Below are 26,578 nucleotides of genomic sequence, written 5' to 3'. Positions count from 1 at the left end.
AGAACTACAGTCCCTTGGTCTTGATAGTGATCGTGCTGCCTTCGGGGGCCTGGCTGCCGCCCGCGACGGACTGGCTCTCGACCGTGTCGCCGAGGAACGGGAAGCTCTTCTCGACCTTGACCTCGAAGCCCGCCGACTCCAGCCTGCTCGTGGCCTCGTCGGTCTTCTTGCCGACCACATCGGGCACGTCGATCATCCGCGGGCCCTTGGAGACCGTCAGAGTGATCGTGTCACCGCGGGCCAGCTGAGTGCCCTCGGCCGCGGACTGCTTGGCGACGGAGCCCGCATCCTCCGGGGAGTTGATCTGTGCGGAGGCGACCTTGACCTTGAACCCGGCGCCTTCGAGCTCGCTGGTGGCGGCATCCAGGGAATCGCCGGTCACGCCGGGGACCTCGATCGGAGCGCCCTTGCTGACGGTGAGGGCGACCGCGGAATCGGGGCTGCGCCCGGCCCCGGCCTCCGGGTCCGTGCTGATCACCGAGCCCTGCGCGATCTCCTCGCTGAACTCCTTGGTCACCACTCCCGGCGCGAGACCGAGCTTCTTCAGCTCGCGCTCGGCCTTGGCGAGCGGCTTGCCCTTGAGCTGGGGGACCTTGACGATCTCCGGGCCGCGCGAGACGACGATCGTCACCGAGCCGTTGCCACGGATGCGCTCGTTGGTCGCGGGGTCGCTGTTGATGACCATGCCACGCTTGACCGTCTCGCTGAAGTCGAAGCGGACCTTCTTCACATCCAGTCCGGCGTTCTTCAGCTCCTGCCTGGCGTCCTTCTCGGTCTTGCCGATCAGGGCGGGGACACGGGTGAACTGCCCGGAGTTGATGTACCAGACGCCGGCGCCCACGCCGAGGATCAGGAACAGCGCGACCACCAGCGCGAGGACGCCGCGGTTGGGGACGGCGCGCCGACGGGACTGCTGCGGGGGCTGCGGCGGCGCCGAGGGCGGCATCGCCAGCCGGGTGGTGCGGTTGACCTCCGGCTCCTCCGGCTCCTCGCGGGGGAGCACACGCGGGATCACGCTCGTACGGTCCTCGGAGGCGGGGACCCCGTCCGAGCGCTGCTCCCCGGACTGGTCCTGCGCCTGCTCATCGGTGTGCGCCTGCGGCGGCACCAGGTCCAGCTGCTCGTCACTGAGCGGCGCACGGGCCTCGCGGACCTGCGCGAGCAGCGCCACCGCGTCGTGCGGGCGGACCTCGGGGTTACGGGCGGTGGCGCTCGCCACCAGCTCGTCGAGCTCGACAGCGAGCCCGGGGACGAGGGCGGAGGGCGCCGGAACGTCCTCGTTCAGATGCTGGAAGAGGACCTGGGCGGGGGTGTCGCCGGAGTGCGGCTTGGCGCCGGTGAGCATCTCGTAGAGGACGACCCCGCAGGCGTACACATCGGCGCGGGTGTCGGCGGTGCCGTACTCGATCTGCTCGGGAGCGAGATAGGAGACCGTGCCGAGCACCGTGCCGGTGGTGCTGGTGACGGAGCCCACGGCCCGTACCAGACCGAAGTCGGCGACCTTGACCCGGCCGTCGTCCCCTATCAGCACGTTCTCCGGCTTCATGTCCCGGTGCACGAAACCGGCCCGGTGCGCGGCCCCGAGCGCGGCCAGCACGGGCTCAAGGATGTCGAGCGCGGCCCGCGGCTGGAGCGCCCCGCGCTCGCGCAGGACGTCGCGCAGCGTGCAGCCCGCGACGTACTCCATCGCGAGATAGACATACGCACCCTCGGCGCCCTGGTCGAAGACCCCCACCACATTGGGGTGGGCGAGGTGCGCCACGGACTTGGCCTCGCGGATGAAGCGCTCCACGAAAGAGGCGTCGGTGGCGAGGGCGGGGTGCATCACCTTGAGCGCGAGCACACGGTCGAGCCGGGTGTCGACGGCCCGGTAGACCGTGGCCATCCCGCCGACGGCGATGCGCGCGTCGACGCGGTAGCGGCCGTCGAGCACATGCCCGACGAGGGGGTCCTTGAGGGTCGTATCCACGCGGGAGATTCTACGAGTCACCACGGACAGCCCCGACGCCCCGGGGCGGGACCGGGTCCGTACTGCAGCCGAGCTGTGACAGCGCGGGCTTCCCGGGGCTCCGCCCCGGACCCCGGTGCGCCCTTCGGTACGCCCTTGGGGCCTGTCCATTCCAGCCCCTCCGGCGTTTGAGGAGCGGGCTTCCCGGGCGGAGCCCTGGTTACGGGAAGCGGTGGGGGGGAAACGACCCCGCGCAGCGGTCAGAACGCGGGTCGCTCCGGGTCGAGGGTCGCGCGCCCCTCCCTCGGCGAGGATGCCTCCGCGAAGTGGCGGCGCGGGATGCGGCCCGCCCGGTGCGCGAGGCGGCCCCCCTCGACCGCATGGCGCATCGCCTCCGCCATCAGCACCGGCTCCTGTGCCCGGGTCACCGCCGAGGCCAGCATCACCGCCGCGCAGCCCAGCTCCATCGCCAGCGCCGCGTCGGAGGCCGTGCCCGCGCCCGCGTCCAGAATCACCGGCACGCGCGCGTGCTCGACGATCAGCTGGAAGTTGTGCGGATTACGGATACCGAGGCCGGAGCCGATCGGCGAGCCCAGCGGCATGATCGCCGCGCAGCCCACATCCTCCAGCTTCCGGGCCAGCACCGGGTCGTCGTTGGTGTACGGCAGCACCGTGAAGCCGTCGTCGACCAGGGTCTCGGCCGCGTCCAGCAGCTCGATCGGGTCGGGCAGCAGTGTGCGCTCGTCCGCGACGACCTCGAGCTTGATCCACTCCGTGCCGAGCGCCTCCCGGGCGAGCCGCGCGGTCAGGACGGCCTCGCCCGCCGTGAAGCAGCCCGCCGTATTGGGCAGCACACGGATGTTCAGCTTCTCCAGTACGGACAGCACGGAGCCCTGGACGGTCGGGTCGAGGCGGCGCATCGCGACAGTGGTCAGCTCCGTGCCGCTCGCGACGAGGGACCGTTCGAGTACGTCGAGGCTAGGCGCCCCGCCCGTACCCATGATCAGCCGGGAGTTGAAGGCGGTGCCGCCGATGGTGAGACGGTCGTCGGCCATGGCTGATCAGCCTCCCTGCACTGCGGTGAGGACTTCGACACGGTCGCCGTCGCCGAGCCGGGTGCCGGCCCATCGGCTGCGCGGGACGACCGTCTCGTTGACGGCGGCGGCGACTCCGGACGGGGCGGCGGTGAGGGACGTGACCAGGGCGTCCAGCGTGGTGCCTGTGGCGAGCTCGCGCGCCTCGCCGTTGACGGAGACGGTGATGGTGACGGACACGGGGACGTTCATGCGGGCTGCTCCTGAGGTACGGGGGAGAAGCGGCGAGGAGTGAAGAGGCGAGCCTCGTCCGGCAGTGCGCCGGTGACCAGCACCGTGGCAATCACATCGCCGGTGACGGGTGTGAGCAGCACCCCGTTGCGGTGGTGGCCGGTGGCCAGATGCAGGCCCGGCAGAGCGGTCGGGCCCAGCAGCGGCGCATTGTCGGGAGAGCCGGGGCGCAGCCCGGCGCGGGTCTCGGTGAGCGGCAGCTCGGTGATGCCGGGCACCAGCTCGTGCGCGTCGCGCAGCAGCTCGTACACCCCGCCCGCCGTCACCGTGGTGTCCCAGCCGAGCTCCTCGCTGGTTGCCCCGATGACCAGCTCGCCGTTCTCGCGCGGCACCAGATAGACGTCACTGCCGCGCACCACCGCCCGCACGGTCCGGGAGAGGAACGGCGCGTACGCACGCGGCACGGTCAGCCGCAGGACCTGGCCCTTCACCGGCCGTACCGGCGGCAGTACATCCTCCGGTACGCCGCCGAGCCTGCCGCTCAGACTGCCGCACGCCAGCACCACCTGGTCCGCGGATAGCTCACTGCCGTCCGTCAGTACAGCTCCGGCCGCCCGGTCCCGTACCACCGACAGCCGCTCCGCCCAGCCGCGGTGGAAGACCACCCCTACCCGCTCGCAGGCCGCCACCAGCGCCGCGGCCAGCCGCCGTGGATCGACCTGGTGGTCGCCGTCCACCCGAAGGCCCCCGCGCACGCCGGGCGCGAGCATCGGCTCCAGGCGGCGGCATTCGCGCCCCGTCAGCCACTCCGACTCCAGGCCGGACTGACGCTGCAGGGCGTGCAGTTCACGCAGATGCGCGCGGTCGTCGGCGTCGAGCGCGACCGCGAGCGTGCCACAGGCGCGATAGCCGACGGACTGTCCGCTCGTCTCCTCCAGCTCGGCGACAAAGGCGGGATAGCGCCGCGCGGATTCCAGGTTGAGGCCGAGCAGCGTCTGCTCGCCGTAGTGCAGTTCGGTGACGGCGGCGAGCATGCCGGCCGCGACCTGCGCAGCGCCGCCGCCGGGCTCCGGATCGGCGACGGCGACCCGCAGCCCTCGCTGCGCCGCACGCCAGGCCGTGACCAGGCCGATGATTCCGCCCCCGACAACGAGGACGTCTGAGGTACGCGACATGGGCGTCCAGCCCCTCCCTTCGCCGGCATGACCCGGATCAGGTTCGTACGGTCGGAGGCCGTCCAGCCTCCCTCTCAGCCCGGTGCGTCCGGGCTCCCGCGAGTGCCTTACGGTGGCCACCCTAACCCCAGGCCCCAACTCGCAGTAAGGGAGCAGCCACTGTGGCAAGGTCGCTCGACGGACTCGTGCTCTCCCCGGTCGCAGACCAGGCTCCGGGCCAGGTGGGGACCCGGACCCGGTTCACGTACCACGAGCAGGAAGGCCGGATCTGGGCCGAGTACGAGGGCGGCGATGTGCTCCGTGGCCACCTTGTGGGCACCAGGGAGGGCGACCGGCTCGACTTCCGTTATGTGCAGCTGAAGGCGGACGGCGGGACGTCCTCGGGGCGCTGCCTCTCCACCGTCGTCGAGCTCGAGGACGGGCGGCTGCGGCTGGAGGAGAGCTGGGAATGGGAGTCCCAGGAGGGCAGCGGGACGAGCGTCGTCGAACAGCTGCCTTCCTGACGGTCCGTCAGATGCGTAAGGTTGTCGGGTGAGCGAGCAGCAGACAGCACAGACGCAGCGGCGCGTGGTCGTCGTCGGCGCGGGAATGGCCGGAGTGCAGACCGCGGTGGCACTGCGCGAGCAGGGTTTCACCGGCCCGGTCACCCTGATCGGCGCCGAGCCCCATCAGCCGTACGACAGACCCCCGCTCTCCAAGGCGATCCTGCTCGGCAAGGCGGAGGGCTCGGCCTTCGATGTCGACTTCGAGGCACTCGGCATCGAACTGCGGCTGGGCTGCGAGGTGACCGGAGTGCGCGCCGGGGCCCATGAGCTGGACACCGCGGCAGGTCCGGTCCCGTACGACGTCCTGGTCATCGCCAGCGGTGCGGAACCGATCACCCTGCCCGGCGCCGTGGGCGTACCCGGCGTCCATCTGCTGCGTACCCTCGACGACGCCGCGCGGCTGCGCCCCGTTCTCACGCAGCAGCACGACATGGTGGTCGTCGGCGCGGGCTGGATCGGCGCGGAGTTCGCGACGGCCGCCCGTGAGGCGGGCTGCACGGTCACCGTCGTCGAGGCCGCCGGGCGCCCGCTGGCCGGAGCCCTGCCCGCCGAGGTCGCCGGCCCGATGACCGATTGGTACGCGGAGTACGGCGTCGAACTGCTCACCCACGCGCGCGTGGCGGACATCGAGCCCGGCGCGGTGATCCTGGCCGACGGCCGGCAGCTTCCGGCGGGCGCCGTGGTCGTCGGCATCGGCGCCCGGCCCGCCACCGCCTGGCTCGCCGGCTCCGGCATCGCACTCGGCCCGGACGGCGCAATCACCGCGGACGCGTATCTGCGCACTTCGCTGCCCGATGTGTACGCCGTCGGGGACTGCGCCTCCTTCCCGTCCGGCCGATACGGCGAGCGGCTGCTCGTGCACCACTGGGACAACGCTCTGCAGGGGCCGCGTACGGTCGCCGCCAATGTCATCGGCGGCGCGCCCGGACAGGAGCCACCGGAGGTCTATGACCCGGTGCCGTACTTCTGGTCCGAGCAGTTCGGGCGCTTTGTGCAGTACGCGGGCCATCATGAGGCCGCCGACACGATGGTGTGGCGCGGTGATCCGGCAGGCGCGGCCTGGTCGGTGCTCTGGCTGCGGGACGGCTCTCTGGTCGCGCTTCTCGCCGTCGGCAGAGCCCGTGATCTGGCGCAAGGGCGCAAGCTCATCCTGTCCGGAATCCGGCTGGATCCGGCGCGCGCCGCCGACCCGTCCGTCCCTTTGAAGGCGGCGGCCGACTAGGGTCCGGCTACCGACTGTCAGTCCGGGATGGCACGCTTGTCCTGTGACCGAGATTGACGCAAAGATCGATGCTCTCGTCCCCGCCTGGCTCCACCTTCCTGACATCGCGGAAATGCTCGATGTCGAGGTGACACGCGTACGGCAGCTGGTCAAGGAAGGCCAGCTGATCGCCGTACGCCGTGGTGAGAACCGGGCGCTTCAGGTGCCTGCCGCCTTCATCGACGGCGACAAGGTGGTCAAGGGGCTCGCAGGGACCCTGACGCTCCTGAGGGACGACGGCTTCACCGACGAAGAGATGCTGGAATGGCTTTTCACCGCCGACCCGAGCCTGCCGGGCACGCCCGCGCAGGCGCTCAGCGAGAATCGCGGCACGGAGGTGAAGCGCCGGGCCCAGGCGCTCGCCGTCTGACGTCCTGACGACAACAACACGCGGTGTGCGGGCCGGGGGCTGTGCCGCCCTGCCCGTACACCGCCGACCCACCGGGGGGAACCATCATGTCCACGGCTCGTGCGCTGCTGTCCGACGCCCGGCTCTATCTGTGCACGGACGCCCGGAAGGAGCAGGGCGACCTCGCGGAGTTCCTCGACGCCGTGCTCGCCTCCGGGGTCGACATCGTGCAGCTGCGGGACAAGGGCATGGAGGCCGGTGAGGAACTGGATCACCTCCAGATCTTCGCCGACGCCTGCCGCAGACACGGCAGGCTGCTCGCCGTGAACGACCGGGCGGATGTGGCGCACGCCATCGGCTCCGACGTGCTGCATCTGGGACAGGGCGATCTGCCGGTCCCGGCCGCCCGCGCGATCCTCGGTGACGAGGTGCTCATAGGCCGCTCGACGCACGCCGAGTCCGAGGTGGACAAGGCCACCGCCGAGCCCGGCGTGGACTACTTCTGCACGGGCCCCTGCTGGCCCACCCCGACCAAGCCCGGACGGTATGCCCCGGGACTGGGCCTGGTGCGGTACACAGCCGCGCTGGAGACCGGCCGGCCCTGGTTCGCGATCGGCGGGATCGACGCCGGCAATCTGGACGAGGTGCTGGACGCGGGCGCGCGCAGGGTCGTCGTCGTACGGGCCATCACCGAGGCCGGCGACCCGGCCGCGGCGACAGCGGCGCTGGCGAAGCGTGTGCGGGAGCGCGTGGGGGAGCGGATCGGGTAACTGTCCGAGGGGTGGACAGCAGGCCGACAAATCCGGCATATTTCCCTCATTCGGTTGGGTGACCGGCGAGGCGTGGTTAACCTGCGGGTATGGCCCTCGGTACAGCTTCGACCAGGACGGATCGCGCACGAACCGTGCGCGAGCTGCTTGCAACCGGCAAAACTTCGTACTCCTTCGAGTTCTGGGCGCCCAAGACCGAGAAGGGCGAGCGGAACCTCTGGAACGCGCTGCGCAGGGTCGAAGCGGTGGCCCCGAACTTCGTCTCGGTGACCTACGGCGCCGGCGGCTCCACGCGCGCAGGCACGGTCAAGGCCACCCAGCAGATCGCCGCCGACACTACGCTCACCCCGGTCGCGCACCTCACCGCGGTGAACCACTCCGTGGCCGAGCTGCGCAACATGATCGGGCAGTACGCCGATGCCGGGATCCGCAACATCCTCGCCGTCCGTGGCGACCCGCCCGGCGACCCCATGGGCGAGTGGGTCAAGCACCCCGACGGTGTGCGGTACGCCGCCGAGCTCGTACAGCTGATCAAGGAGTCCGGGGACTTCTGCGTCGGCGTCGCGGCCTTCCCCGAGATGCACCCGCGCTCGGAGGGCTGGGACACCGACATCCAGCACTTCGTCGACAAGTGCCGGGCCGGCGCCGACTACGCGATCACGCAGATGTTCTTCCAGCCCGAGGACTATCTGCGGCTGCGTGAGCGGGTCGAGGCCGCGGGCTGCGCGACCCCGATCATCCCGGAGATCATGCCGGTCACCAGCGTCAAGCAGCTCGAACGGTTCGCGCAGCTCAGCAACGCCGCGTTCCCGCCCGAGCTCAAAGAGAGGGTCCTCTCCGTCAAGGACGATCCTGCCGCTGTACGCTCCATTGGCATCGAGTTCGCGACGGAGTTCTGCGCCGGGTTGCTCTCCGAGGGTGTCCCCGGTCTGCACTTCATTACACTCAACAACTCCACGGCGACGCTCGAGATCTACGAGAATCTCGGACTGCACGAGCAGTCGTGATCGGTCGTACCCACTCCGACCCGGAGCGGCGGCCGCAGGAGAGGGGCGGGCATGGGCTGGACGGTCCTCTATATCGCGTTCGGCATCGTCGCGCTGTGGCTGCTCGGTGAGGTGCTGCTGCAGTACAAGGCGCGGCTGCGCTGGCGGCTGCTCGCCTTCGCCGGCTTCCTGTGCGTGGTCCTCGGCGTACTGATGCCCTCCGTCGTGGTGATCGCGCTCGGCGCGATCGCCTTCGCCGTCGGCCAGACGTATGTCACGCTCTCCTTCCGCAAGGGCTTCTCCACCGGCTGGGCGCTCGGCGGCAGCCCGGGAGCGAGCCGTCGGCGCAGGTCCGGCGGCAATCAGGACACGGCTGCCTCGCGAGAGCCGACGCTGGAGGTCTCCGACCTCGCCTATGAGCCTGTTCCCGCGGAACCTGAGCCCGAGGCGGTCTACGAGCCGCAGCCGCTGCCGGACGACACCGGCCAGTACGGCGTGTACAGCGAGGCCGCCTATGCGGCGGAGCAGCAGGACCAGGGCCAGAACTACACCACGTACGGCACGGGTTACGACACCTACTCCGGCTACGGTCAGCAGCCGACCGGCTCCGGTTACGATCAGCAGCCGACGGGCCAGGACATATACGCCGGGCAGTACGACTACGGGACGGGGCAGCAGGCGTACGCCGCGTACTCCGACCCCTATGTCGGCGGCCAGCAGTACAACGCGTACGAGAGCTACGACAGTTACGGCGACCAGCAGCAGTACGCCGACCCGTACGCCCAGCAGCCGTACAGCGAGACGCCGCCCGGCGGGGTGTGGGTCCCGCAGCAGCGGGAGGGCGAGCAGCAGGCGCCGCCGATGCCGCAGGAGCAGCCTTCTCCGTACGGCTACGACCCCGGGTACAACGAGCAGCAGTACCGCTACTGAGGCACCGGCGCCGGCTCACTGAGAGCCGCGGAAGTCCGCCCCCTCCACGATCAGGCCGGCCACCAGCGCCCCCGACATCCCGGCATGCGCCAGTCCGCCGCCCGGGTGCGACCGGCCGCCCGCCAGATACAGACCGGGCAGCCGGGTGCTGTTCGCCGGGTGCAGATACCGCCCGCCGTCCCCGGCGAGCGCGGGCGCGGACAGCGCACCCGTCTCCGCGGGCGTACGGATCTCGTGCCACAGCAGGCGCTCGCGTATCTCCGGCACGGCCGCGCCCGCGGCGTCGATGAGCACCTCGGCGTACCGTTCGCGCAGCGTCGCGTCCGTCCAGTCGACCGGGCCGCCCTTCGCCGCGACGGTCGCGGCGAGAGTCACCGCCTCGTGCTCCTCGTCCGGGCGGGTACGCGGATCGTCCGGTCGCAGCACGGTGACGGTGGGCCGCTCGGCCGTCCGGCCGCCGAAGACGGCCGCAGCCTCCGCGCCGGTGTCGGGCGCGTGGACCACACTCCGGTGGACGGCCGACGCGGGCCGCGCCCCGCGCAGCGCCAGCAGCACGGTGAACCTGCCCGGCAACTGTGAACCGCCGGCGCCCCCTTGGGGCCGTACGTCTCCGTCCTGCCAGAGCTCATGCCCCACCAGATCAGCGGCCTCGATGCCCGCCACCACATGGTCGGCCCCCTCGACCGTGCCGCCGACGAGCTCGACTCCCGCCGCTCGCCCGTCCTTCTCGACGATGCGGGCCACCTCGGTCCCGAAGGCGAACTCCACCTTCCGGGCCAGACACCGCTCGTAGACCGCGCGGGCCAGCTCCCGCATCCCGCCCTCGACATACCAACTGCCGAAGGTCTGTTCCATGTATGGCAGCAGGGCGGCACCCGCCGGGGCATGCCGGGGATCCAGGCCGTACGAGAGGGCGTATCCCTCGAGCAGCGCGGCCAGCCGCAGGTCTGCCAGCTCCCAGGCGCCGACCTCGGAGACCGTGGACGCCTGTCGGCTGCGCAGCAACTTGCGCTGCCGCGGCGCCGGATACGGATCGCGGCCGAGCACCTGCCAGTCGGCCCACAGGGGCTCTTCGAGCAGCGGCCGCCGGGAACGGTCCCAGGCGTCCCGGGCCCGGCCCAGGAACGTGCCCCACCGCTCGCCCGCTCCCGCGCCCAGCGCGGCTTCGAGCGCGGAGACGACTCCGGCCCGCGAGGCGTTCGGCAGGGACACCTCGGTGCCGTCGGCGAAGAGATGCCGGCTCGCCGGGTCCACCTGGACGAGCCCGACGCACTGCTCCAGCGGTTCCTTGCCGGTCTTGACGAACAAGTCCCGCCAGACGGCAGGCAGATGCAGCAGACCGGGCCCGGTGTCGAAGGCGAAGCCCTCGCGCTCGAACCGGCCCACCGCGCCGCCGTAGGTCGCCGAGCGCTCGTACACCGTCACCCGGTGGCCTGCCACGGCCAGCCGGGCGGCAGCCGCCATGGCGCCCATCCCGGCGCCGATCACCGCAATCCGTGCCATGTCCGCGACTTTATCGGCCACCACTGACAGTCCGCCCCGGCGGCCCGTCCGGGCGGTCCGGTCACCAGGGAGCTCTGGACGCTTCCGCGCCCGCCGGCCGTTTCTCCTGGCGGCGCTGTGCTCTGCGCCGCAGGAAACGGCGGATCTTCGTGGCGAGGAAGGCCAGTACCACGATGCCCAGCAGGAGCAGTGTCCCGGCGATGAGCGCAGCCGCCAGCGGATGGAAGAGCGCGAAGGTGATGATCCCGGCGACGCCCAGATCCTCCGCCATGCTCACCGCGATATTGCTGAACGGCTCGGGCGAGGTGTTGACCGCCATCCGGGTGCCGGCCTTGACCAGATGGCTCATCAGCGCGGTCGAGCCACCGATGGCGGCCGCCGCGAGCTCCGGCAGCGAGCCGCTCTCCCCGGCCAGCAGTGCGGCCACGACCGCGCCCGCCACCGGCCGGAGCACGGTGTGCACGGTGTCCCATATGGAGTCGACGTACGGGATTTTGTCCGCCACCGCCTCACAGAGGAACAGCACGCCCGCAATGATCAGGACATCGGTGCGCTGCAGAGATGTGGGCACCTCGTCGGTGAGCCCGGTCGCGCCGAAGATGCCGAACAACAGGACCACCGCGTAGGCGTTGATCCCGCTGGCCCAGCCGCTGGTGAAGACGAGAGGGAGTACGGACACGGACGCGATCGTAACCACACGCCGACCCGCGCGGGTGGGGATGAGCACGGATGACTGAGTACCCGTACCTAGTGGGGGAGATGAGTACGCGCGCGGATGGGGTTCTACCTGTGCAGAAGGAAGAGTGGAGACCACGGAAGGGGCGCAGCGCCGGCACCGCCGACACGGGGCGGCGGAACGGCGCGGCTCCCCGGACGGAACGGGGGAGTACGACGGAGAACCCAGTGACCACGGGGGAAAAACGGGGGTAAACGGGTTCTCCGGCACGGGGGAAAACGGGGACACGGGGGAAACGCCGGTCCGGCGGGGCTCGGGGGGATCGAGCCTCGCCGGACCGGCACTTTTCTGCCGTCGTACGGAGGACCTAACGGCCGCTCACACGGCCGTGCAGCAGCCGCGACAGCGCCGAGTGCACATCCCCGAGCGAGCGTTCCGGCTGGAACGCCTGCCAGTCCAGCGCCGCCACCAGCACCATTCCGACCAACGCGGCGGCTGTCAGCGGCACATCGATCTCCTCGCTCAGCTCGCCGCTCTCGACGGCTTCCCGCAGGACCGTCTCGACCACGGCAACCGCCTGCTGCCGTACGACGAGAAGCGTCGACTGCCAGGCCCGGTTGGTGCGCCACAGCTCGGCGACGTACAGCTGGGTGAAGGCCGGATAGCGCTCGATGAAGCCCAGACCGGCCTTGATCATCGCGTCCAGCGCCTCGACCTTGGTGCCGCCGCGCTCCGCCGTCTCGTCGGCGGCGGACTGCAGCGAGGCGGTCAGGAGCCCGACGCCGTACCGCAGCAGTTCCTCGAAGAGCTCGGTCTTGCTCTTGAAGTTGTAGTAGACCGTGCCCTTGGCGACCCCGGCGCGTTCGGCGATCTCGTCCACCGTGGTGGCGGAGAAGCCCTGCTCGGCGATGAGCGTCACCGCGGCCTCGTAGAGCTTTGCCCGGGTCGCCCGGCGTCTGGTGCTGGTGCTGTCCATGGCGTCGATTCTCACAGGTCCGGCCGCTCTCACAGACTCAGCTCGGGGTGCAGACGGTCCAGTGTCCACACCTGCTTGCGCCGTGCGGACACGGCGGTCAGCGCGATCGCGCCCGCGGTGAAGGCGGCCAGTACCGCGCACGCCTGCCACACCGGGCCGAGGCCGCCGCCCGTGATGAGCCTGCGCAGCGCGTCGATGACGTAGCTCATCGGGAGGTAGGGATGGATCGCGTTGAAGAACGCCGGACTGGTCTCCACCGGGTAGGTGCCGCCGGCCGAGGTCAGCTGGAGCATCAGCAACGCCAGTACGAGGATCCGGCCCGCGGCTCCGAAGCGCGCGTTCAGCCACTGGATGATCGCGGCGAAGCAGCAGGTCACCAGGGCGAGGAAGCCGATCGTGCCGGCCGCGTACGCCATCTGCAGGCCGAGGCCCCAGTGCAGTACGGACATGAGCGCGCCGACCTGCACCAGGCCGATCGCGGCGACGGGCAGCCAGCCGGCCAGCGCGATCCGCCAGGCGGAGGTGCCCGCGGAGAGGGCACGCCGGTTGAGCGGCTGGATGATCATGTACGCCACCATCGAGCCCACCCAGAGGGAGAGCGGGATGAAGTACGGCGCGAAGCCGGTGCCGTAGTTGGGCGCCTTGTGCAGGGACTGGCCGGCCAGCTTCACGGGGTCGGCCATTACCTCGGTGCGTTGGTCGCGGTCCTTCTTGTCGTAGTCGGGGATCTTGTCCACGCCGCTGTTCAGTCCACCGGCCAGCTCGGTCGAACCGTCGGCGAGCTTGAAGAGCCCGCCGTCCAGTTTGCCGGCGCCCTTCTTGAGCTTGCCGACGCCGGTGTCGAGATCGGTGGAGCCCGTCTTGGCGCCGCTCAGCCCGGTGTGCAGCTTGTCCGCTCCCTGAGCGACCTTCTTCGCGCCCGAGTTGAGCTCATTGATCTGGCCGACGGCCGACTCCAGGTCCTCGTCGAGACGCGGTGAGCGCTTGGCGAGGTCCGTCGCCTTCTTCTGCAGATCGGCGAGGTGGCCGTCCAGCTTCTTCAGATCGCCCTTGTTGTCCTTCACCAGAGCGTTGACGTCGTCGGCGATCTTGGCGACATCGGCCGCCGTGATCTTGGCGCGCTTCAGCGCGGGGCAGACGGTCGGGTCGGGCAGCAGCGCGTCCTCGCAGTGCGTCTTGTAGATCGCGTTCAGCTCGTCGGCCGACTTGTGGGCGAGGACGGCCGAGCCGGGGGCCGTCTTCACGAGGATGTCGAGATTGTGGCGGACCGCCTGGGAGGAGTCGGCGACCAGCCGGGCCGTGTCACCGATCGTCCTGCCGTTGTCCTTGAGGTACGGACGGACGTCGGCGGCTATCCCGTTGACCTTGTCGGCAAGCGACTGGGTGCCCTCGGAGACCTGCTTGGATCCGGTCTCGAGATCGCTCGCGCCCTTGTTGAGCTTGGAGAGGCCGCCGGCCAGTTTGCCGCTGCCGTTCTTGGCGTCCTTCAGCCCGTCCGCGAGGTCCTTGGAGCCCTTCTTCGCCTTGCCGACCCCGTCCTTGAGCTGGTCGGCGCCCTTCGCGGCCTTCTCTGTCTGGTCATGGATGTCGGAGAAGGAGATGAAGATCCGGTCGAGGAAGGATCGGGAGGCGTTGGTCGAGGCGGCGGTGCGGACCTGGGAGAAGACCGTCCGCGAGATCTGCCCGACGATGTAGTTGTTGGCGTCGTTCGTACGCACCTGAAGGGCGCCGGTCTCGGGAGACTCGCCGGAGCTGGACGCGATGCGCTTGCTGAAGTCCTGCGGCATGGTCAGCGAGAGGTAGTACGTGCCGTCCTCGACGCCCTTGCGGGCCTCGGCCGCGCTCACCTCGTGCCATTCGAAGACCTTGCTCTCGAGCAGGCCCTTGGTGATCTCGTCGCCGGCCGCGACCTTCTTGCCGGCAGCGGTGGCTCCCTTGTCGTCGTTGACGAGCGCGACGGGTATACGTTCGAGCTGACCGTACGGATCCCAGAAGGACCACAGGTACAGGGCGCCGTACAGCAGCGGCAGCAGCAGGATCGCGACGAGCGCGGCGCGCGGCAGCTTCCCCCTGCCGAACCGCTTCAGCTCAAGCGCGGCCAGTTTCGGCGAGCGCATCGGCCGTCCCCTCCTCGGTGGTGCCCTCGGTTGCGTCTTCGGGCGTCGGTTCTTGCTTGTCTTCGGGTGCCGGGTCGGTCGTGCTTTCGGGCGTCAGCTCGGCGGTGTCTTCGCTCCTCGGAGCGGTGTCCGCGACCGTGCGGATCACCGTCGTGCCCTCGGGGGCCTGGCTGCAGACGGCGAGCACGGTCGTACCGCCCTCGGCGACGGAGTGCAGCAGCTTCCAGGCCTCGGCCCGGTCGTCGTCGGAGAGCTTGAGATCGGTGTCGTCGACCGCGAGCAGGCGTGGACGGCCGACCAGCGCGAGGGCGACGGACAGGCGCAGCGCTTCTAGACGCTCCAGGTCGCGTACGGCCGTGCGGTCCTTCTTGGGGAGCGTGGCCAAGTCCAGCCCCGCCGCCTCCAGTGCCTCGTCGATACGGCTCCTGGCCGCGGCGGCACGCTCGGCGCGGGGCCGCAGCAGGGTGCGCAGTGAGCCGTCGAAGCGGCGCTGCAGCAGAGCGCGTTCGCGCAGATGCTCGGCGACGGTCAGTGCCGGGTCGAGCTCGCTGACGCCCGGTACCGGGCCTAGTGCGCTGATCCGGCGTACGGCGGCCATCTTCCGCGGCAGCTGCAGGCCGCCGACCTCGCCGCGGCCCTCGGTGGGGCGCATGCGGCCGGTGAGCGCGAGCAGCAGACAGGTGCGGCCGGAGCCGGACGGGCCTTCGATCGCGATGAGCGAGCCGGGTCCCGCCTCGATGCTCACCGAGCGGAACGCCCAGCCGCGCGGGCCCTTGAGTCCGAAGTCCTCGGCCGTGACGGCTGCCCCGTGACTGCCGTCGGGGCTGACAGGGCTGTCCATGTTCCCCCCAAGTTTTTGAACTGACTGGTCAGTGCAAAAACTATCCCGAACTCTGGACCGGAGCAAAACCCGGCCGGTCAGCCGTCGTTCGAATCCGAGCGCGGCTCGATAAAGGCCACCATCTCGGCGAGCCGCGTGCAGACCCGTGCGAGCTCCTCATGGGTCTTGTTCCGCTCGGTGATGACCGCCGCGAGCAGCAGGGCCATCAGTGCCGTGGTGCCGTTGAAGGCCTGCAGCGTGGCCATGCTGGCGAACAGATCCTGACCGGCGAACGGGCCGGCCTCCCGGGCCGCGGCCAGGATCGCCAGGGTCGACACCCCCAGCGCACACGGCGCGGCGCCGGCCAGCTGGAAGCGGAAGGCGGCCCAGATCAGGAACGGAAAAACCAGGAAGAGCAGGGCCGAACTGGTGGTACTCGTCGCCAGAATCGTCGCGAAGAGAGTGCCCAGCGCCAGCGTCACCGCCTCGATCCAGCGGCTGAGCCCGGCATTCCGCGGCCACCGGGCCCTGCGGAGGACAAGCAGAAACGGAGTGACGACAAGGACCCCCATCGCGTCACCGGTCCACCACACCGACCACGTCGGCCAGAAGTCGCTCGCCTGCAGCGCCCCGGCCAGCACGAGCACACCGCTCCCCATGGTCGAGCTGATCAACATCCCGGCCAGCGCGCCGAGGAAGATCAGTGCCAGTACGTCCCGCAGCCGGTCCAGTTCGTCGCGGAACTTCGCCCGGCGCAGCAGCAGGTACGCGCAGACCGGGGCCAGGGTGTTGCCGGCGACGATGGCCAGTACGGCGAGGGGCGAAGGGCCGATGGAGGCATTGACCAGGAAGGCGCCGAGCGCGATGCCCGGCCAGATCCGCAGACCGAGGACGAGCAGGCCGGCCAGGGCTACCCCGGTCGGCGGCCACAGCGGCGTGACCTGACCGCGTACCAGCTGCTGTAGAAGCCCCAGCCGGGCGGATCCGTAGTAGGCGGCGGCGACGGCGAGGATCCACAGAGCAGCGGACCCGTAACGGCCGATCTCCGCTTTGCGCACCACAGCAGTCTGCGCTCCCGGTGGGCCTGCGGCGACTCAGGCGGGGCGGAATGGTGGGCCGGGCCCCGGCGGGCCGTCGTAGCGGACGACGAGGACGGCGGCATCGTCACGGTGACCGGTCCGCTCGGCCACCTTGACGACGGCGGAGGCCAGCACGTCGGGGTCGGCGTCGAATCCCGCGCGCACCAGCCGATGGACCTCGGCCAGACCTGCCTCCATCGGATAGTGCGGCCCCTCCACGACCCCGTCGGTGAGCAGGACGAGGACCCCTGCCTCAAGCAGCCGCCGGTGGGTCACCGGATAGACCTCGCCCCGCACGACGCCCAGGGGCGGGCCGCCGCGGTCGAGGGCGACGCCGGAGCGGCCGCCGGCGGTGGCCCAGACCATCGGGACATGCCCGGCCCGGGACACGGTGAGATCGCGGCTGACCGGGTCGAAGCGCAGGAAGCAGCAGGTCGCGAAGAGGCCGAAGCCCATGGAGATCAGCAGGTCGTTGGTGCGGCTCAGCACTTCTCTCGGATTGCTCGTCGCCTCGGCGAGGGCCCGCAGGCTGGTGCGGACCTGGCCCATGAACGCGACGGCCTCCACATCGTGGCCCTGCGCATCGCCTATCGAGAGCCCGAGTGAGCCGTCCATCATCAGGAAGGCGTCGTACCAGTCGCCGCCCACGGCAAGCCCGTCCCGTGCGGGCGCGTACCGGGCCGCGATATGCAGGCCGGGCAGCTCCGGCAGCTCGGCCGGGAGCATGTGGCGCTGCAGGGCCATGGCCAGCTCGACCCGGGCCTGCTGGAGCTTCATCCGTTCCAGGGCCTGGTCGACGAGACGCCCGAGGGTGATCAGGAGTTGTGCATTGTCGGACGGGTCGCTGTGATGTCCGCGCATGAGCGCTCCGGGGTTCCCACATGCTCCTCACCACACTCTAGACGTCACCGCCCACGTACCACCTCCAGAGCGAAAGCGGCAGGTCAGAACAATTGTCAGTGGTGCCCGTCACGATGGACACATACGGCCACAGCGCCGTCACACGACGACAGGAGGTTCGTCATGGCCAGCTCCCACGCAGCAGCCGCACACCGGCGCCGCGCCACCGGCCCTGCCCCCTCACTGACCGGACCGGCGAACGACGTGCACCCCGTCCTGCGGCGGGCCTCGGCACCGCCCGCCGCCCTCGACCTGCTCGCCCAGGCCCGTACGGGCCTTGACGAGGCCGCCACTCTCGAAACGCCGAACGAGCGTTACGCCACCGCCCATCTGGCCGCCCTGCGCACCGCCGCCGCGGTCCTCGCTGCCCGCGGCCGCCCGGAGACCAGCGAACGCCGCAGGCAGCGGATCCGCAGCGCCTGGGAAGTCCTGCCCGAGATAGCGCCTGAACTGTCCGAGTGGAGTGTTCTGTTCGCGTCGGGGGCAAGTCGCAGGGCGCGCGCCGAGGCCGGCATACAGGGCGCGGCGAGCAACCGCGAAGCCGACGACCTACTGCGCGACGCGGCCATGTTCCTGCGCCTGGTCGAGCGGATGCTCGTGCTGCAGCCGGTGTTGCCCCAGCCCAGGACGGAGCGACCGGAGAGGGGTGGCGCCGTGGGGTGACGCCGTGGGGCGAGACGGAGGGCCGGGACGCCCGACGGAGGCAATAGGGTGGACTGCGTCTTCAACCCGTTCACCGCTTCACCGTGTTCGTCCGCCCTCTCACGCCCCGCAGCCCGGGGCGGCACCCGTCCGAGGAGTCAACTGCCGTGTCGGACCCGATGCGACCCCGCGCCTCTCTCCGTACCGCCGTGGTCTGGGAGGTCCTCAAGGAGGCCCTCGACCGTCGGGTCAAGGCGGCGGGGACGGACGCCCTGGACGTCCTCGACACCGGCGGCGGCAGCGGCAACTTCGCCGTGCCCGCGGCCAAGCTCGGGCACCGCGTCACCGTTGTCGACCCCAGCCCCAACGCGCTCTTCGCGCTGGAGCGCCGGGCCGCCGAGGCCGGCGTGGCCGACCGGGTCCGCGGGGTCCAGGGCGACATTCACGGTCTCTTCGAGGTCGTCGAGCGCGGTGGCTACGACGCGGTGCTCTGCCATGGAGTCCTGGAGTACGTGGACGACCCCGCCGAGGGCGTACGGAACGCTGTGGACGCGCTCCGGCCCTCCGGCGCGCTCAGCCTGCTTGCCGCCGGGCTCGGCGGGGCTGTCCTGGCCAGGGCGCTGGCCGGGCACTTCACCGAGGCCCGCACCGCGCTCACCGACCCCGCGGGCCGCTGGGGCGCCGGCGACCCGGTGCCCCGGCGCTTCACCGCCGAGCAGCTCACCGAGCTCGTCAGTGCGGCCGGTGCCGAGGTCGGTGCCGTGCACGGCGTACGGGTCTTCGCCGACCTGGTCCCGGGCGTCCTGGTGGACACCGAGCCCGGCGCGCTGGACGCGCTGCTCAAACTGGAGGCGGCGGCCGCCGAGCTGCCGGCCTTTCACGCGGTCGCGACCCAGCTCCACGTACTGGGCGAGAAGCGGGGCTGATCTGCGGCGCAGCCGCACATGGAGTACGCCACAGACCCCCCGATCGTGGCCCGAGCCCCGTATGATCGGGGGACACCATCCGGCATGACGGATCGGAGGTTGGGGAATCTACGCCTCGACACCCGAGTCGGCATGGCGGCCCGGACTGGCGAATTGGCGTAGAGGGCGGGTTTCACGGGGGCGATTCCCTGCCTATCCTGAAAGGGCCGCATACCGGTCGCCCCCCGCGACCGACGACTAGGAGGACTCCGTGCCGCTCTCGGAGCACGAGCAGCGAATGCTCGAGCAGATGGAGCGAGCGCTGTACGCCGAAGATCCCAAGTTCGCTACAGCGCTTGAGGGAAGCGGGCTGCGTACGTACACCCGGCGACGGGTTTACCAGGCAGTTGCAGGCTTCCTGGTGGGTATCGCGCTCCTCATGGCCGGAATGGTCGCGCAGCAGATCTGGATCAGCGTGGTGGGGTTCCTCGTCATGCTCGGCTGTGCGGTTCTCGCGGTCACCGGTTGGCGCAAAGCGCCCAAACCGGGTGAGCAACAGACCCTGGGGGACACGGCGGCAACAGCTCGCCGCCAGCCCCGCCAGCGCAGGTCGATGATGGACCGGATCGAGCAGCGGTGGCAGCGTCGCCGCGACGAACAGGGCGGCCACTGAGCACCGCGGCTTCTTCGACGTGAAAAATTCGAATGAGGAATTCGAAGTGAAGTAGCAGAGCCGCGGTTTTGGTTCATAAAAGCTTGCTGTACGGGTGAGGGGCGACGCTCTTGAGCGTCGCCCCTCACCCGTACTCGTATCCGCCTGGTGTCAGCCCCGCTGCCGGGACAGGCGGCGCAGGAGTCCCGCCCACCGGTCCAGGCGCCAGCGGCGCACGCCCCACCGGTCGGTGAGCGTCGCCCAGCGGGCCGAGACAGCCCACATCACCCGAATGGCGGAACGGGGCGCGAGCAGCGCCCGCAGCCGCGTCCCCCGGCTCGCCGCGTCGGCCAGCCCGGCCCGGATCAGCTCGGCGTCATCGGCCAGCCCCGTACCGGGCCGGGGCTCAGGGGCGTACAGCACTTGCTCCACCGCGCCGGCCACCCGGTGCACCGCGTCCGCCGCTTCGTCCTCCAGCCGTCCCAGCCGGACGATGCGCGCAGCCGCCTTGCGCTGTGTCTGCGAGTCGTCGGGCGGAATGCCGTGGTCCCAGGCCGTATCGGTGATCTCATGCCAGGCCGCCAGCGTCCGGGCCGCGGCATCCGCGGGCGTGCGCCCACCGGAGCCGAGCCGTCGCGCACGCACCCGCAGCCGCCAGAGCATCGGCAGCATCGGCAGCACCACCACCGCCAGTACGGCAAGACTCACGCCCAGCACTGTCCCCAGCGGGATCCCGGGGTCGGCGGGCGGCAGGATGTCCTGCGGCGCGGCCGCTCCGCACTCGCCGAGCCGCTTCGCCTGCGCCGTGCAGTTGTCCGAGGCGGAAGGCGCCGCGGAGGGCGTCGGCGAGCTGCTGGCGCCGGGCTGCGTCGGGTTGGACGGCTTACCGGACGGCGACTGCGCCCGCGTGTACTCGGGCGCGGAGCCCCGGCTCGGGGTCGGCTCGAACCGCGTCCACCCGACACCCTCGAAGTACAGCTCGGGCCAGGCATGCGCCTCTTTCAGACCGACCGACATGGTGCCGTCCGACCGCGGGGAGCCCGGAGTGAAGCCCACCGCGACCCGTGCCGGTATGCCCAGCGTCCTGGCCATCGCGGCCATCGAGAACGAGAAGTGGACGCAGAACCCCTTCTTCTGCCTCAGGAAGCGAGTGATCGCGGAGACACCCGTACCCGACTGGACCTGGGTGTCGTAGGTGAAGCCGCCGTCCACGGCGAACCAGTCCTGCAGCTTGACGGCCCGCTCGTAGTCGTTCGTGGCACCCTTCGTCACCTTCCGCGCCGTGCTCCCGACCTCGGGGGGCAGCACATCGGGCACCTTGGTGTACTCGCGCAGCAGCGCCGCCGGCGACGCGGGCGCCTTGGCCAGCTGATCCGGTCTCGGGTTCACCAGAAGGCTGGTGACCTGGTACTGCGCACCGCGGGTGTTCTGACCACGGTCGCCGACCAGGGTCCGCCCGGTGGGCTCGTACCGCCAGCGGCCGTTGATCCGCACCTTCGTCGCCGGGTACGGGAGCGGCAGCCAGCTCTGCTTGTACGAGCCGGCGGCCGATATGTTCGTCTTGATCTCGGTGGCGCTGACCGACGGACTCAGCCCGTCCGGCCGGGGCAGCTCGTCCGGTACGTCCTTGACCTTGCGCTCGGAGGACTTCCACGCCGTGCCGTCGAACTGGTCCAGCGCGACGATCCGCAGATACAGGTCCTGCGTGTTCGTCGCGTTGGTGCGGTACCGGATGACCTCGCGGTCCTCGGGCTGGTTGAGGCTGTTCTGCAGCGAGACCAGCGGGTTCACCGCGGAGATGGTGCCGCCGCCCGCGCCTGCTCCGTCCCCGCTGTCAGCGCTGCCCAACAGCCCGCCGTCCAGCGCCGGCAGCGCCGCCGGGACCACCAGCGCCACGCCCAGCGCGAGCGCGCCGATACGCCGACCGGTACGGACCGGTGCCAGCGGATTGCCTCCCGCCGAGTCGAATCCGACCGCGGTACGCCCCTGTGCCGAAGCGGCGCCGCCGAAGACTCGGCCCCACTGGGAGAGTCGGTCCCGGCCCTCGGCCAGCAGTAGCACCAGATATCCGGTGGCCGCGAGCAGGAACCAGAGCCAGTTCGCGCCGCCGCCGGAGAGCCCCGCGGCCACCGAGTAGAGCGCCAGCAGCGGCAGCCCGGCCGGGGCCGCACTGCGGAACGTCACCGCGAGGGCATCCACCGCGAGGCCGATCACCAGCACGCCGCCGATCACCATCAGCCTGATGCCGTCGGTCGCCGGCGCCGGGATCGCGTACCGCCCGACATCCTCGGCGCCCGCGTTCAGCAACTGGCCGAACTGCTCGATCGCATCGGGCCCCGGCAACAGCCCAAGGATCGCCTGGCCCCGGGCGAAGACCACGGTGAGCAGCAGCAGCGTGACGAGCGCCTGCACCGCCACCGTCAGCGGCCTGGCCAGCGGCACCCGCCGGGCGAGCGCGCCCACCCCGCTCTGGATCGCCAGCAGGAACGCCGCCTGCAGCATCCAGGAGGCCGGTTCGACCAGCGGCAGCATCGCGCCCGCCGCCATCAGCGTGGCGGCGAAGGCGCAGAGTGCCAGCCGTCCGCGACCGCTCATGACCAACCCCCAGAGAAACCGTCCGTACTGCCACCGGGAGACGCGATGCGCTGCCGGCCCGCCTGCTGCCACAGCTCGGACAGCGTCATCCCGGGCGACACAGCGAGCGCCGTCCAGCCCGCCTCGCGCAGCTGCGTCAGCCGCTCGTCGACCGCCCCGGCGACCGCGCCGCTCGTCACCCAGGTCCCGCTGTCCAGGACGAACGCGACGGCCGCGCCGCTGCGCTGCCGCATCCTGGCTGCGACCGCCGCCTGCTCCTCGTCCAGGTCGCCGAAGAAGGCGACCAGCAGCCCTTCGTTCCCGCCGCGCAGGACGTCGTACGAGCGCGAGAGCCCCGCCCCGTCGGAGTGGTCGACGACCGCGAGCGTGTCCATCATCAGACCCGCGGAGTCCGCGGACTCCTGGGTCGATCCGGCGAAGCCGTCGGCACCCTCACCGGGCACCGAGTTCCCCGTGTCCGTCAACAGCCGGACCGCGAAGCCCCGTTCCAGCATGTGCACCAGCGCGGATGCCGCGCCCGAGACCGCCCACTCGAAGGCGGAGTCGGGACCGGCACCCTGGTAGGCGAGCCGCCGGGTGTCGAGCAGCACCGTGCATCTGGCGCGCTGCGGCTGCTCCTCGCGGCGCACCATCAGCTCGCCGTAGCGCGCGGTGGAGCGCCAGTGCACCCGGCGAAGATCGTCGCCGTAGCGGTAGTTGCGCGGAATGATGTCGTCGTCGCCCGCCAGCGCCAGCGAGCGCTGCCGCCCGTCGCCGTACCCCGAGGCCTCGCCCGCCAGCTTCACCGGAGGCAGCGTCTCGGTGTGCGGAATGACGGTGAGGGTGTCGTACGAGCTGAACGAGCGGGTCAGCTCGCACATCCCGAACGGGTCGCTCAGCCGCAGCTGCAGCGGCCCGAGCGGATAGCGCCCGCGCAGATCCGAGCGCACCCGGTACGACACCTCGCGCCGACCGCCCGCCTCCACCCGGTCCAGGACGAACCGGGGCCGTGGCCCCAGCACGTAGGGCACATGGTCCTGGAGCATCAGCAGCCCGGTGGGCAACCGCGAGACATTGTCCATCCGCAGATGCACCCGTGCCTCGGAACCGGCAGGCACCCGCAGGGGCGAAAGACGCCGGCTGCCCGCGACCCGGTAGCGCGTGCGGTACAGCACGGCCACACAGACCAGCGGCAGCACGGCGAGCAGCAGTCCGACCCGCAACAGGTCGCCCTGCCCCAGGACGTACGCGCACACCGCTGCCGCCACTCCCGCCGCGAGGAAGGAACGACCGCGTGTGGTCAGCCCGCCCAGGGCCGCCCGCACCCCGCCCGTGTCCTTGCCTTCCACGGCGGCGGGCGCCCCGGCCGACATCACAACCGCCGGGCGCCGGGCTGCTGGCCGTAGAGCGGCGACTGAACCGGTCGGCCCGGCACATAGGTGCTCTCCGAGCCCCCGGCCGTGGGCACGGGAATGCGCTGCATGATCTCCAGCACGACCTGCTCGGCCGTACGGCGGTTCAACTGTGCCTGCGCGGTGGGCAGCAGCCGGTGCGCCAGCACCTGCACCGCCAGCGACTGGACGTCGTCCGGCAGGGCGTAGTCACGGCCGCTGAGCGCGGCCGTGGCCTTCGCGGCGCGCAGCAGATGCAGTGTGGCGCGCGGCGACGCTCCGAGTCTGAGATCCGGGTGGTTACGGGTGGCCGCCACCAGCTCCACGGCGTACCGCCGCACGGAATCGGCGACATGGACCGTACGCACCGCGTCGATGAGCTTCACGATGTCGTGGGCGTGCGCCACCGGCTGCAGATCGTCCAGCGGCGAGGTGCCGCCGTGCACATCGAGCATCTGCAGCTCGGCGTCCGCGCTGGGATAGCCGATCGACACTCGCGCCATGAAGCGGTCGCGCTGCGCCTCCGGCAGCGGGTAGGTGCCCTCCATCTCCACCGGGTTCTGGGTGGCCACCACCATGAAGGGGCTGGGCAGTTCGTACGTGTGCCCGTCGATGGTGACCTGGCGCTCCTCCATCGACTCCAGCAGCGCCGACTGGGTCTTCGGCGAAGCGCGGTTGATCTCGTCGCCGATCACGATCTGGGCGAAAATCGCGCCCGGCTTGAACTCGAAGTCCCGCCGCTGCTGGTCGAAGATCGACACACCGGTGATGTCCGACGGCAGCAGATCCGGTGTGAACTGGATACGCCGCACCGAACAGTCGATGGATTTCGCCAGCGCCTTGGCCAGCATTGTCTTGCCCACGCCCGGCACATCTTCGATGAGCAGATGCCCCTCGGCGAGCAGCACGGTCAGCGAAAGCCGTACGACCTCAGGCTTGCCCTCGATCACACCCTCCACCGACCTGCGGACACGCTCCGCTGTGGTGGTCAGATCTGTGAGGCTCGCTCGATCGTCATAGGTCGTCACCCGGCCCTCCTCGGCCCGTTCTACGGGCCGGTTGCTCTTCGGACGGCCCGGCCCACCCCAAAACACGGACACCTTCTCCGGATGGTTCCGGAAGGGTGCCACACACGCATTCTTGTTGCCGTTACCGCGTCGTGTCACTCGCCTGTGGATAAGTGGGTGGGATATGCCGAGTTTGCTGTGGTTTCTCCGGTGTCCTGCTGGTCACACTGCGGGGTCGATCTCCCGCAACAGACCCTCCGTCACATCGAAGACGAAGCCGCGCACGTCGTCGGTGTGCGGCAGGAACGGCGAGGTGCGCACCTGCTGCATCGACTGCCGTACGTCCTGATCGACGTCCCGGAACGCCTCGACCGCCCAGGCCGGCCGCTGCCCGACCTCGTCCTCCAGCTCGTGCCGGAAGTCCTCGGTGATCGTCTCCAGACCACAGTTGGTGTGGTGGATGAGTATGACGCTGCGCGTGCCGAGCGCCCGCTGGCTGATGGTCAGCGACCGGATCACATCGTCCGTGACCACGCCGCCCGCATTGCGGATCGTGTGGCAGTCGCCCAGCTCCAGACCGAGGGCGTCGTGCAGGTCGAGCCGGGCGTCCATGCAGGCGACCACGGCCACTCGCAGCACGGGACGGGCGTCCATCCCGGGGTCCTGGAAGCCGGCGGCGTAGCGCAGGTTCGCCTCGACAAGACGATCGGTGACCGTGCCGCTGGAACGCGCTGCATCGGCGGAGTGGTGCGCGGAAGTCGACATGAGGACGACGGTAATGCGCACAGGCAGTCGAAGCCTGCTGTGAGAGGGGACAAAGAACAACAATGAGGCTTGTTGTGAGGTAACCCACAGATGTGATGCGGCCGCGTCCGTACGGGTGAAGTGTCCGCGTCCGTGAACCTGTCCTCACCCGCCCGCGCCACGCGCCCGCCGGTTGATTGACCGGAAAGATGTGTGGACTAAAGTGACGCGAAGTTCACCGGCACATCCTGCACATCCTGCAAGTTTGACGTTTTCCCCGCGTGTGCGGCGTATGTACGACCCTTCTGAGCGGGCGGGGACCCGGCAGTACGCACGCCCGCGCAGGACCTGAGAGGGCGCATGAGCCAGACCCGACACGTCCCGGTAATGCTCCAGCGGTGCTTGGACCTGTTGGCCCCGGCGCTGGACGGGCCGGGCGCGGTCGTCGTCGACTGCACCCTCGGCCTCGGCGGACACAGCGAGGCCCTGCTCACGCAGTTCCCCGAGGTGCGCCTGGTCGCGCTCGACCGCGACAAGGAGGCGCTGCGGCTGTCGGGCGAGCGGCTCGCGCCGTTCGGTGACCGGGCCACCCTGGTGCACGCCGTCTACGACGAGCTGCCGGAGGTCCTTGAGCGCCTGAAGATCCCGAAGGTACAGGGCATCCTCTTCGATCTCGGCGTCTCCTCGATGCAGCTCGACGAGGCGGACCGCGGATTCGCCTATGCCCAGGACGCCCCCCTCGACATGCGCATGGACCAGACGACCGGGATGAGCGCCGCCGAGGTCCTCAACACCTACCCGCCGGGCGAGCTGGTGCGGATCCTGCGCTCGTACGGCGAGGAGAAGCAGGCCAAGCGGATCGTCTCGGCGGTCGTACGGGAACGGGAGAAGGAGCCTTTCTCGAACAGCGCACGGCTCGTCGAACTGATCCGCGACGCGCTGCCGCAGGCCGCCAAGCGCACCGGAGGCAACCCCGCCAAGCGCACCTTCCAGGCTCTGCGTATCGAGGTCAACGGCGAACTGACTGTTCTGGAGCGCGCCATCCCCGCCGCGGTGCAAGCGCTCGCGGTCGGCGGCCGGATCGCCGTGCTCTCGTACCACTCGCTGGAGGACCGGCTGGTCAAGCAGGTCTTCGCGGCTGGTGCGGCCAACACGGCACCGCCCGGACTGCCCGTCGTACCCGAGCAGTACCAGCCGCGGCTCAAGCTGCTGACCCGCGGCGCGGAACTCCCGACGGAGGCAGAGGTCGCCGAGAACCGCCGCGCGGCACCCGCGCGGTTCAGGGGAGCGCAGCGCATCCGGGAGGACGTGTGAGCTCAGCGGCCAAGCAGCTGAAGGGGCGGGCCGCGCGGCTCGCACGGCT

The 26,578-nt window shown here is 70.6% G+C and carries 25 protein-coding genes and 1 riboswitch; of the genes, 10 read left to right on the top strand and 15 right to left on the bottom strand.

Translation table 11 applies throughout. The features are described from left to right. Positions 1-4 precede the first annotated feature (4 nt). From pknB to thiO, 4 genes are all read right to left on the bottom strand, one after another. Positions 5-1,969 (bottom strand): Stk1 family PASTA domain-containing Ser/Thr kinase, encoded by a 1,965-nt coding sequence (pknB, locus tag AB0D12_RS00650; RefSeq protein WP_362675453.1) that lies wholly within the window; start codon positions 1,967-1,969, stop codon positions 5-7. A 239-nt stretch (positions 1,970-2,208) separates the two neighbouring features. After that, a complete protein-coding gene (locus AB0D12_RS00645; RefSeq protein ID WP_362675452.1) occupies positions 2,209-3,003 on the bottom strand; it encodes a thiazole synthase in 795 nt (264 codons plus the stop codon). Between the two features lie 6 nt (positions 3,004-3,009). After that, complete coding sequence (gene thiS, locus AB0D12_RS00640; protein WP_362675450.1) at positions 3,010-3,234, bottom strand: sulfur carrier protein ThiS; 225 nt, start codon at positions 3,232-3,234, stop codon at positions 3,010-3,012. Next, complete coding sequence (gene thiO / locus AB0D12_RS00635; RefSeq protein ID WP_362675448.1) at positions 3,231-4,388, bottom strand: glycine oxidase ThiO; 1,158 nt, start codon at positions 4,386-4,388, stop codon at positions 3,231-3,233. Before thiO ends, thiS begins: the two co-directional genes overlap by 4 nt. Beyond that, positions 4,386-4,498: riboswitch (TPP riboswitch) on the bottom strand. It overlaps the preceding gene by 3 nt. Before the next feature lie 51 nt (positions 4,499-4,549). Between thiO and AB0D12_RS00630 the strand changes: the two genes are divergently transcribed. From AB0D12_RS00630 to AB0D12_RS00605, 6 genes are all read left to right on the top strand, one after another. Beyond that, a complete protein-coding gene (locus tag AB0D12_RS00630) occupies positions 4,550-4,891 on the top strand; it encodes a hypothetical protein (protein ID WP_362675446.1) in 342 nt (113 codons plus the stop codon). A 28-nt stretch (positions 4,892-4,919) separates the two neighbouring features. Beyond that, on the top strand, positions 4,920-6,155 hold the full coding sequence (locus AB0D12_RS00625; RefSeq protein ID WP_362675444.1) for an FAD-dependent oxidoreductase: 1,236 nt from the start codon (positions 4,920-4,922) through the stop codon (positions 6,153-6,155). A 43-nt stretch (positions 6,156-6,198) separates the two neighbouring features. After that, entirely contained in the window at positions 6,199-6,564 is a 366-nt protein-coding gene (locus tag AB0D12_RS00620) for an Rv2175c family DNA-binding protein (protein ID WP_327323046.1), read from the top strand. Positions 6,565-6,650: 86 nt separating this feature from the next. Continuing rightward, positions 6,651-7,313, top strand: coding sequence for a thiamine phosphate synthase (gene thiE / locus AB0D12_RS00615; protein WP_362675442.1), 663 nt, complete (start codon positions 6,651-6,653; stop codon positions 7,311-7,313). A gap of 89 nt (positions 7,314-7,402) precedes the next feature. Then, entirely contained in the window at positions 7,403-8,320 is a 918-nt protein-coding gene (gene metF / locus AB0D12_RS00610; protein WP_362675441.1) for a methylenetetrahydrofolate reductase [NAD(P)H], read from the top strand. Positions 8,321-8,371: 51 nt separating this feature from the next. Continuing rightward, complete coding sequence (locus AB0D12_RS00605; protein WP_362675439.1) at positions 8,372-9,229, top strand: hypothetical protein; 858 nt, start codon at positions 8,372-8,374, stop codon at positions 9,227-9,229. A gap of 15 nt (positions 9,230-9,244) precedes the next feature. On the opposite strand, the gene AB0D12_RS00600 is transcribed toward AB0D12_RS00605, so the two are convergent. From AB0D12_RS00600 to AB0D12_RS00570, 7 genes are all read right to left on the bottom strand, one after another. Further along, positions 9,245-10,732, bottom strand: a complete 1,488-nt coding sequence (locus AB0D12_RS00600) for an NAD(P)/FAD-dependent oxidoreductase (RefSeq protein ID WP_362675437.1) — start codon at positions 10,730-10,732, stop codon at positions 9,245-9,247. Positions 10,733-10,793: 61 nt separating this feature from the next. Continuing rightward, positions 10,794-11,411: a DUF4126 domain-containing protein gene (locus AB0D12_RS00595; protein ID WP_362675435.1), complete on the bottom strand. Its 618-nt coding sequence runs from the start codon at positions 11,409-11,411 to the stop codon at positions 10,794-10,796. Positions 11,412-11,775: 364 nt separating this feature from the next. Next, positions 11,776-12,384 carry a TetR/AcrR family transcriptional regulator gene (locus AB0D12_RS00590; protein ID WP_362675433.1) on the bottom strand — a complete coding sequence of 203 codons (609 nt, stop codon included), beginning with the start codon at positions 12,382-12,384 and terminating at the stop codon, positions 11,776-11,778. A gap of 29 nt (positions 12,385-12,413) precedes the next feature. Then, positions 12,414-14,501 (bottom strand): YhgE/Pip domain-containing protein, encoded by a 2,088-nt coding sequence (locus AB0D12_RS00585; RefSeq protein ID WP_362675431.1) that lies wholly within the window; start codon positions 14,499-14,501, stop codon positions 12,414-12,416. Further along, positions 14,473-15,342, bottom strand: a complete 870-nt coding sequence (locus AB0D12_RS00580; protein ID WP_362675429.1) for an ATP-binding cassette domain-containing protein — start codon at positions 15,340-15,342, stop codon at positions 14,473-14,475. The genes AB0D12_RS00585 and AB0D12_RS00580 overlap by 29 nt, the downstream gene beginning before the upstream one ends. A gap of 77 nt (positions 15,343-15,419) precedes the next feature. Continuing rightward, positions 15,420-16,379 (bottom strand): MASE1 domain-containing protein, encoded by a 960-nt coding sequence (locus tag AB0D12_RS00575; RefSeq protein ID WP_362675427.1) that lies wholly within the window; start codon positions 16,377-16,379, stop codon positions 15,420-15,422. Between the two features lie 36 nt (positions 16,380-16,415). Next, the gene (locus tag AB0D12_RS00570) at positions 16,416-17,261 is read right to left on the bottom strand and encodes a PP2C family protein-serine/threonine phosphatase (RefSeq protein WP_362675425.1); all 846 of its coding nucleotides are present in this window, start codon (positions 17,259-17,261) and stop codon (positions 16,416-16,418) included. A gap of 162 nt (positions 17,262-17,423) precedes the next feature. Here AB0D12_RS00570 and AB0D12_RS00565 point away from each other — a divergent pair, with 162 nt between their 5' ends. From AB0D12_RS00565 to AB0D12_RS00555, 3 genes are all read left to right on the top strand, one after another. Further along, on the top strand, positions 17,424-17,963 hold the full coding sequence (locus AB0D12_RS00565; protein WP_362675423.1) for an SAV_6107 family HEPN domain-containing protein: 540 nt from the start codon (positions 17,424-17,426) through the stop codon (positions 17,961-17,963). Between the two features lie 146 nt (positions 17,964-18,109). After that, positions 18,110-18,868, top strand: a complete 759-nt coding sequence (locus AB0D12_RS00560) for a methyltransferase (protein ID WP_362675421.1) — start codon at positions 18,110-18,112, stop codon at positions 18,866-18,868. Positions 18,869-19,118: 250 nt separating this feature from the next. Next, the gene (locus tag AB0D12_RS00555; protein ID WP_327323033.1) at positions 19,119-19,520 is read left to right on the top strand and encodes a DUF3040 domain-containing protein; all 402 of its coding nucleotides are present in this window, start codon (positions 19,119-19,121) and stop codon (positions 19,518-19,520) included. A 150-nt stretch (positions 19,521-19,670) separates the two neighbouring features. Here AB0D12_RS00555 and AB0D12_RS00550 read toward each other — a convergent pair whose 3' ends face one another. The 4 genes from AB0D12_RS00550 to AB0D12_RS00535 all read right to left on the bottom strand — a co-directional run bounded on the left by AB0D12_RS00550 (position 19,671) and on the right by AB0D12_RS00535 (position 25,236). Next, positions 19,671-22,094 carry a DUF3488 and transglutaminase-like domain-containing protein gene (locus AB0D12_RS00550; RefSeq protein ID WP_362675419.1) on the bottom strand — a complete coding sequence of 808 codons (2,424 nt, stop codon included), beginning with the start codon at positions 22,092-22,094 and terminating at the stop codon, positions 19,671-19,673. Next, positions 22,091-23,446: a DUF58 domain-containing protein gene (locus AB0D12_RS00545; RefSeq protein ID WP_362675417.1), complete on the bottom strand. Its 1,356-nt coding sequence runs from the start codon at positions 23,444-23,446 to the stop codon at positions 22,091-22,093. Before AB0D12_RS00545 ends, AB0D12_RS00550 begins: the two co-directional genes overlap by 4 nt. Beyond that, entirely contained in the window at positions 23,446-24,492 is a 1,047-nt protein-coding gene (locus tag AB0D12_RS00540) for a MoxR family ATPase (RefSeq protein WP_362675415.1), read from the bottom strand. The genes AB0D12_RS00545 and AB0D12_RS00540 overlap by 1 nt, the downstream gene beginning before the upstream one ends. A gap of 201 nt (positions 24,493-24,693) precedes the next feature. Then, the gene (locus AB0D12_RS00535; protein WP_362675413.1) at positions 24,694-25,236 is read right to left on the bottom strand and encodes a carbonic anhydrase; all 543 of its coding nucleotides are present in this window, start codon (positions 25,234-25,236) and stop codon (positions 24,694-24,696) included. 339 nt (positions 25,237-25,575) lie between these two features. On the opposite strand from AB0D12_RS00535, the gene rsmH reads away from it, so the two are divergent. Next, positions 25,576-26,529 carry a 16S rRNA (cytosine(1402)-N(4))-methyltransferase RsmH gene (gene rsmH, locus AB0D12_RS00530; RefSeq protein WP_362675411.1) on the top strand — a complete coding sequence of 318 codons (954 nt, stop codon included), beginning with the start codon at positions 25,576-25,578 and terminating at the stop codon, positions 26,527-26,529. Positions 26,530-26,578 lie beyond the last annotated feature (49 nt).

The sequence above is a fragment of the Streptomyces sp. NPDC048479 genome (genome assembly GCF_040651435.1).
In the GTDB taxonomy this organism is placed as follows: Bacteria; Actinomycetota; Actinomycetes; order Streptomycetales; family Streptomycetaceae; genus Streptomyces.
Note: the sequence above shows the minus strand (reverse complement) of the source record. Positions and strands in the feature narration are given on the sequence as shown.

What these genes read in the sequence shown, in the direction of transcription:
- AB0D12_RS00645 (WP_362675452.1), bottom strand. Translation starts at nt 3,003, where the DNA reads ATGGCCGACGACCGTCTCACCATCGGCGGCACCGCCTTCAACTCCCGG.
- thiS (WP_362675450.1), bottom strand. Translation starts at nt 3,234, where the DNA reads ATGAACGTCCCCGTGTCCGTCACCATCACCGTCTCCGTCAACGGCGAG.
- thiO (WP_362675448.1), bottom strand. Translation starts at nt 4,388, where the DNA reads ATGTCGCGTACCTCAGACGTCCTCGTTGTCGGGGGCGGAATCATCGGC.
- thiE (WP_362675442.1), top strand. Translation starts at nt 6,651, where the DNA reads ATGTCCACGGCTCGTGCGCTGCTGTCCGACGCCCGGCTCTATCTGTGC.
- metF (WP_362675441.1), top strand. Translation starts at nt 7,403, where the DNA reads ATGGCCCTCGGTACAGCTTCGACCAGGACGGATCGCGCACGAACCGTG.
- AB0D12_RS00605 (WP_362675439.1), top strand. Translation starts at nt 8,372, where the DNA reads ATGGGCTGGACGGTCCTCTATATCGCGTTCGGCATCGTCGCGCTGTGG.
- AB0D12_RS00600 (WP_362675437.1), bottom strand. Translation starts at nt 10,732, where the DNA reads ATGGCACGGATTGCGGTGATCGGCGCCGGGATGGGCGCCATGGCGGCT.
- AB0D12_RS00590 (WP_362675433.1), bottom strand. Translation starts at nt 12,384, where the DNA reads ATGGACAGCACCAGCACCAGACGCCGGGCGACCCGGGCAAAGCTCTAC.
- AB0D12_RS00585 (WP_362675431.1), bottom strand. Translation starts at nt 14,501, where the DNA reads ATGCGCTCGCCGAAACTGGCCGCGCTTGAGCTGAAGCGGTTCGGCAGG.
- AB0D12_RS00580 (WP_362675429.1), bottom strand. Translation starts at nt 15,342, where the DNA reads ATGGACAGCCCTGTCAGCCCCGACGGCAGTCACGGGGCAGCCGTCACG.
- AB0D12_RS00570 (WP_362675425.1), bottom strand. Translation starts at nt 17,261, where the DNA reads ATGCGCGGACATCACAGCGACCCGTCCGACAATGCACAACTCCTGATC.
- AB0D12_RS00565 (WP_362675423.1), top strand. Translation starts at nt 17,424, where the DNA reads ATGGCCAGCTCCCACGCAGCAGCCGCACACCGGCGCCGCGCCACCGGC.
- AB0D12_RS00550 (WP_362675419.1), bottom strand. Translation starts at nt 22,094, where the DNA reads ATGAGCGGTCGCGGACGGCTGGCACTCTGCGCCTTCGCCGCCACGCTG.
- AB0D12_RS00545 (WP_362675417.1), bottom strand. Translation starts at nt 23,446, where the DNA reads ATGTCGGCCGGGGCGCCCGCCGCCGTGGAAGGCAAGGACACGGGCGGG.
- AB0D12_RS00535 (WP_362675413.1), bottom strand. Translation starts at nt 25,236, where the DNA reads ATGTCGACTTCCGCGCACCACTCCGCCGATGCAGCGCGTTCCAGCGGC.
- rsmH (WP_362675411.1), top strand. Translation starts at nt 25,576, where the DNA reads ATGAGCCAGACCCGACACGTCCCGGTAATGCTCCAGCGGTGCTTGGAC.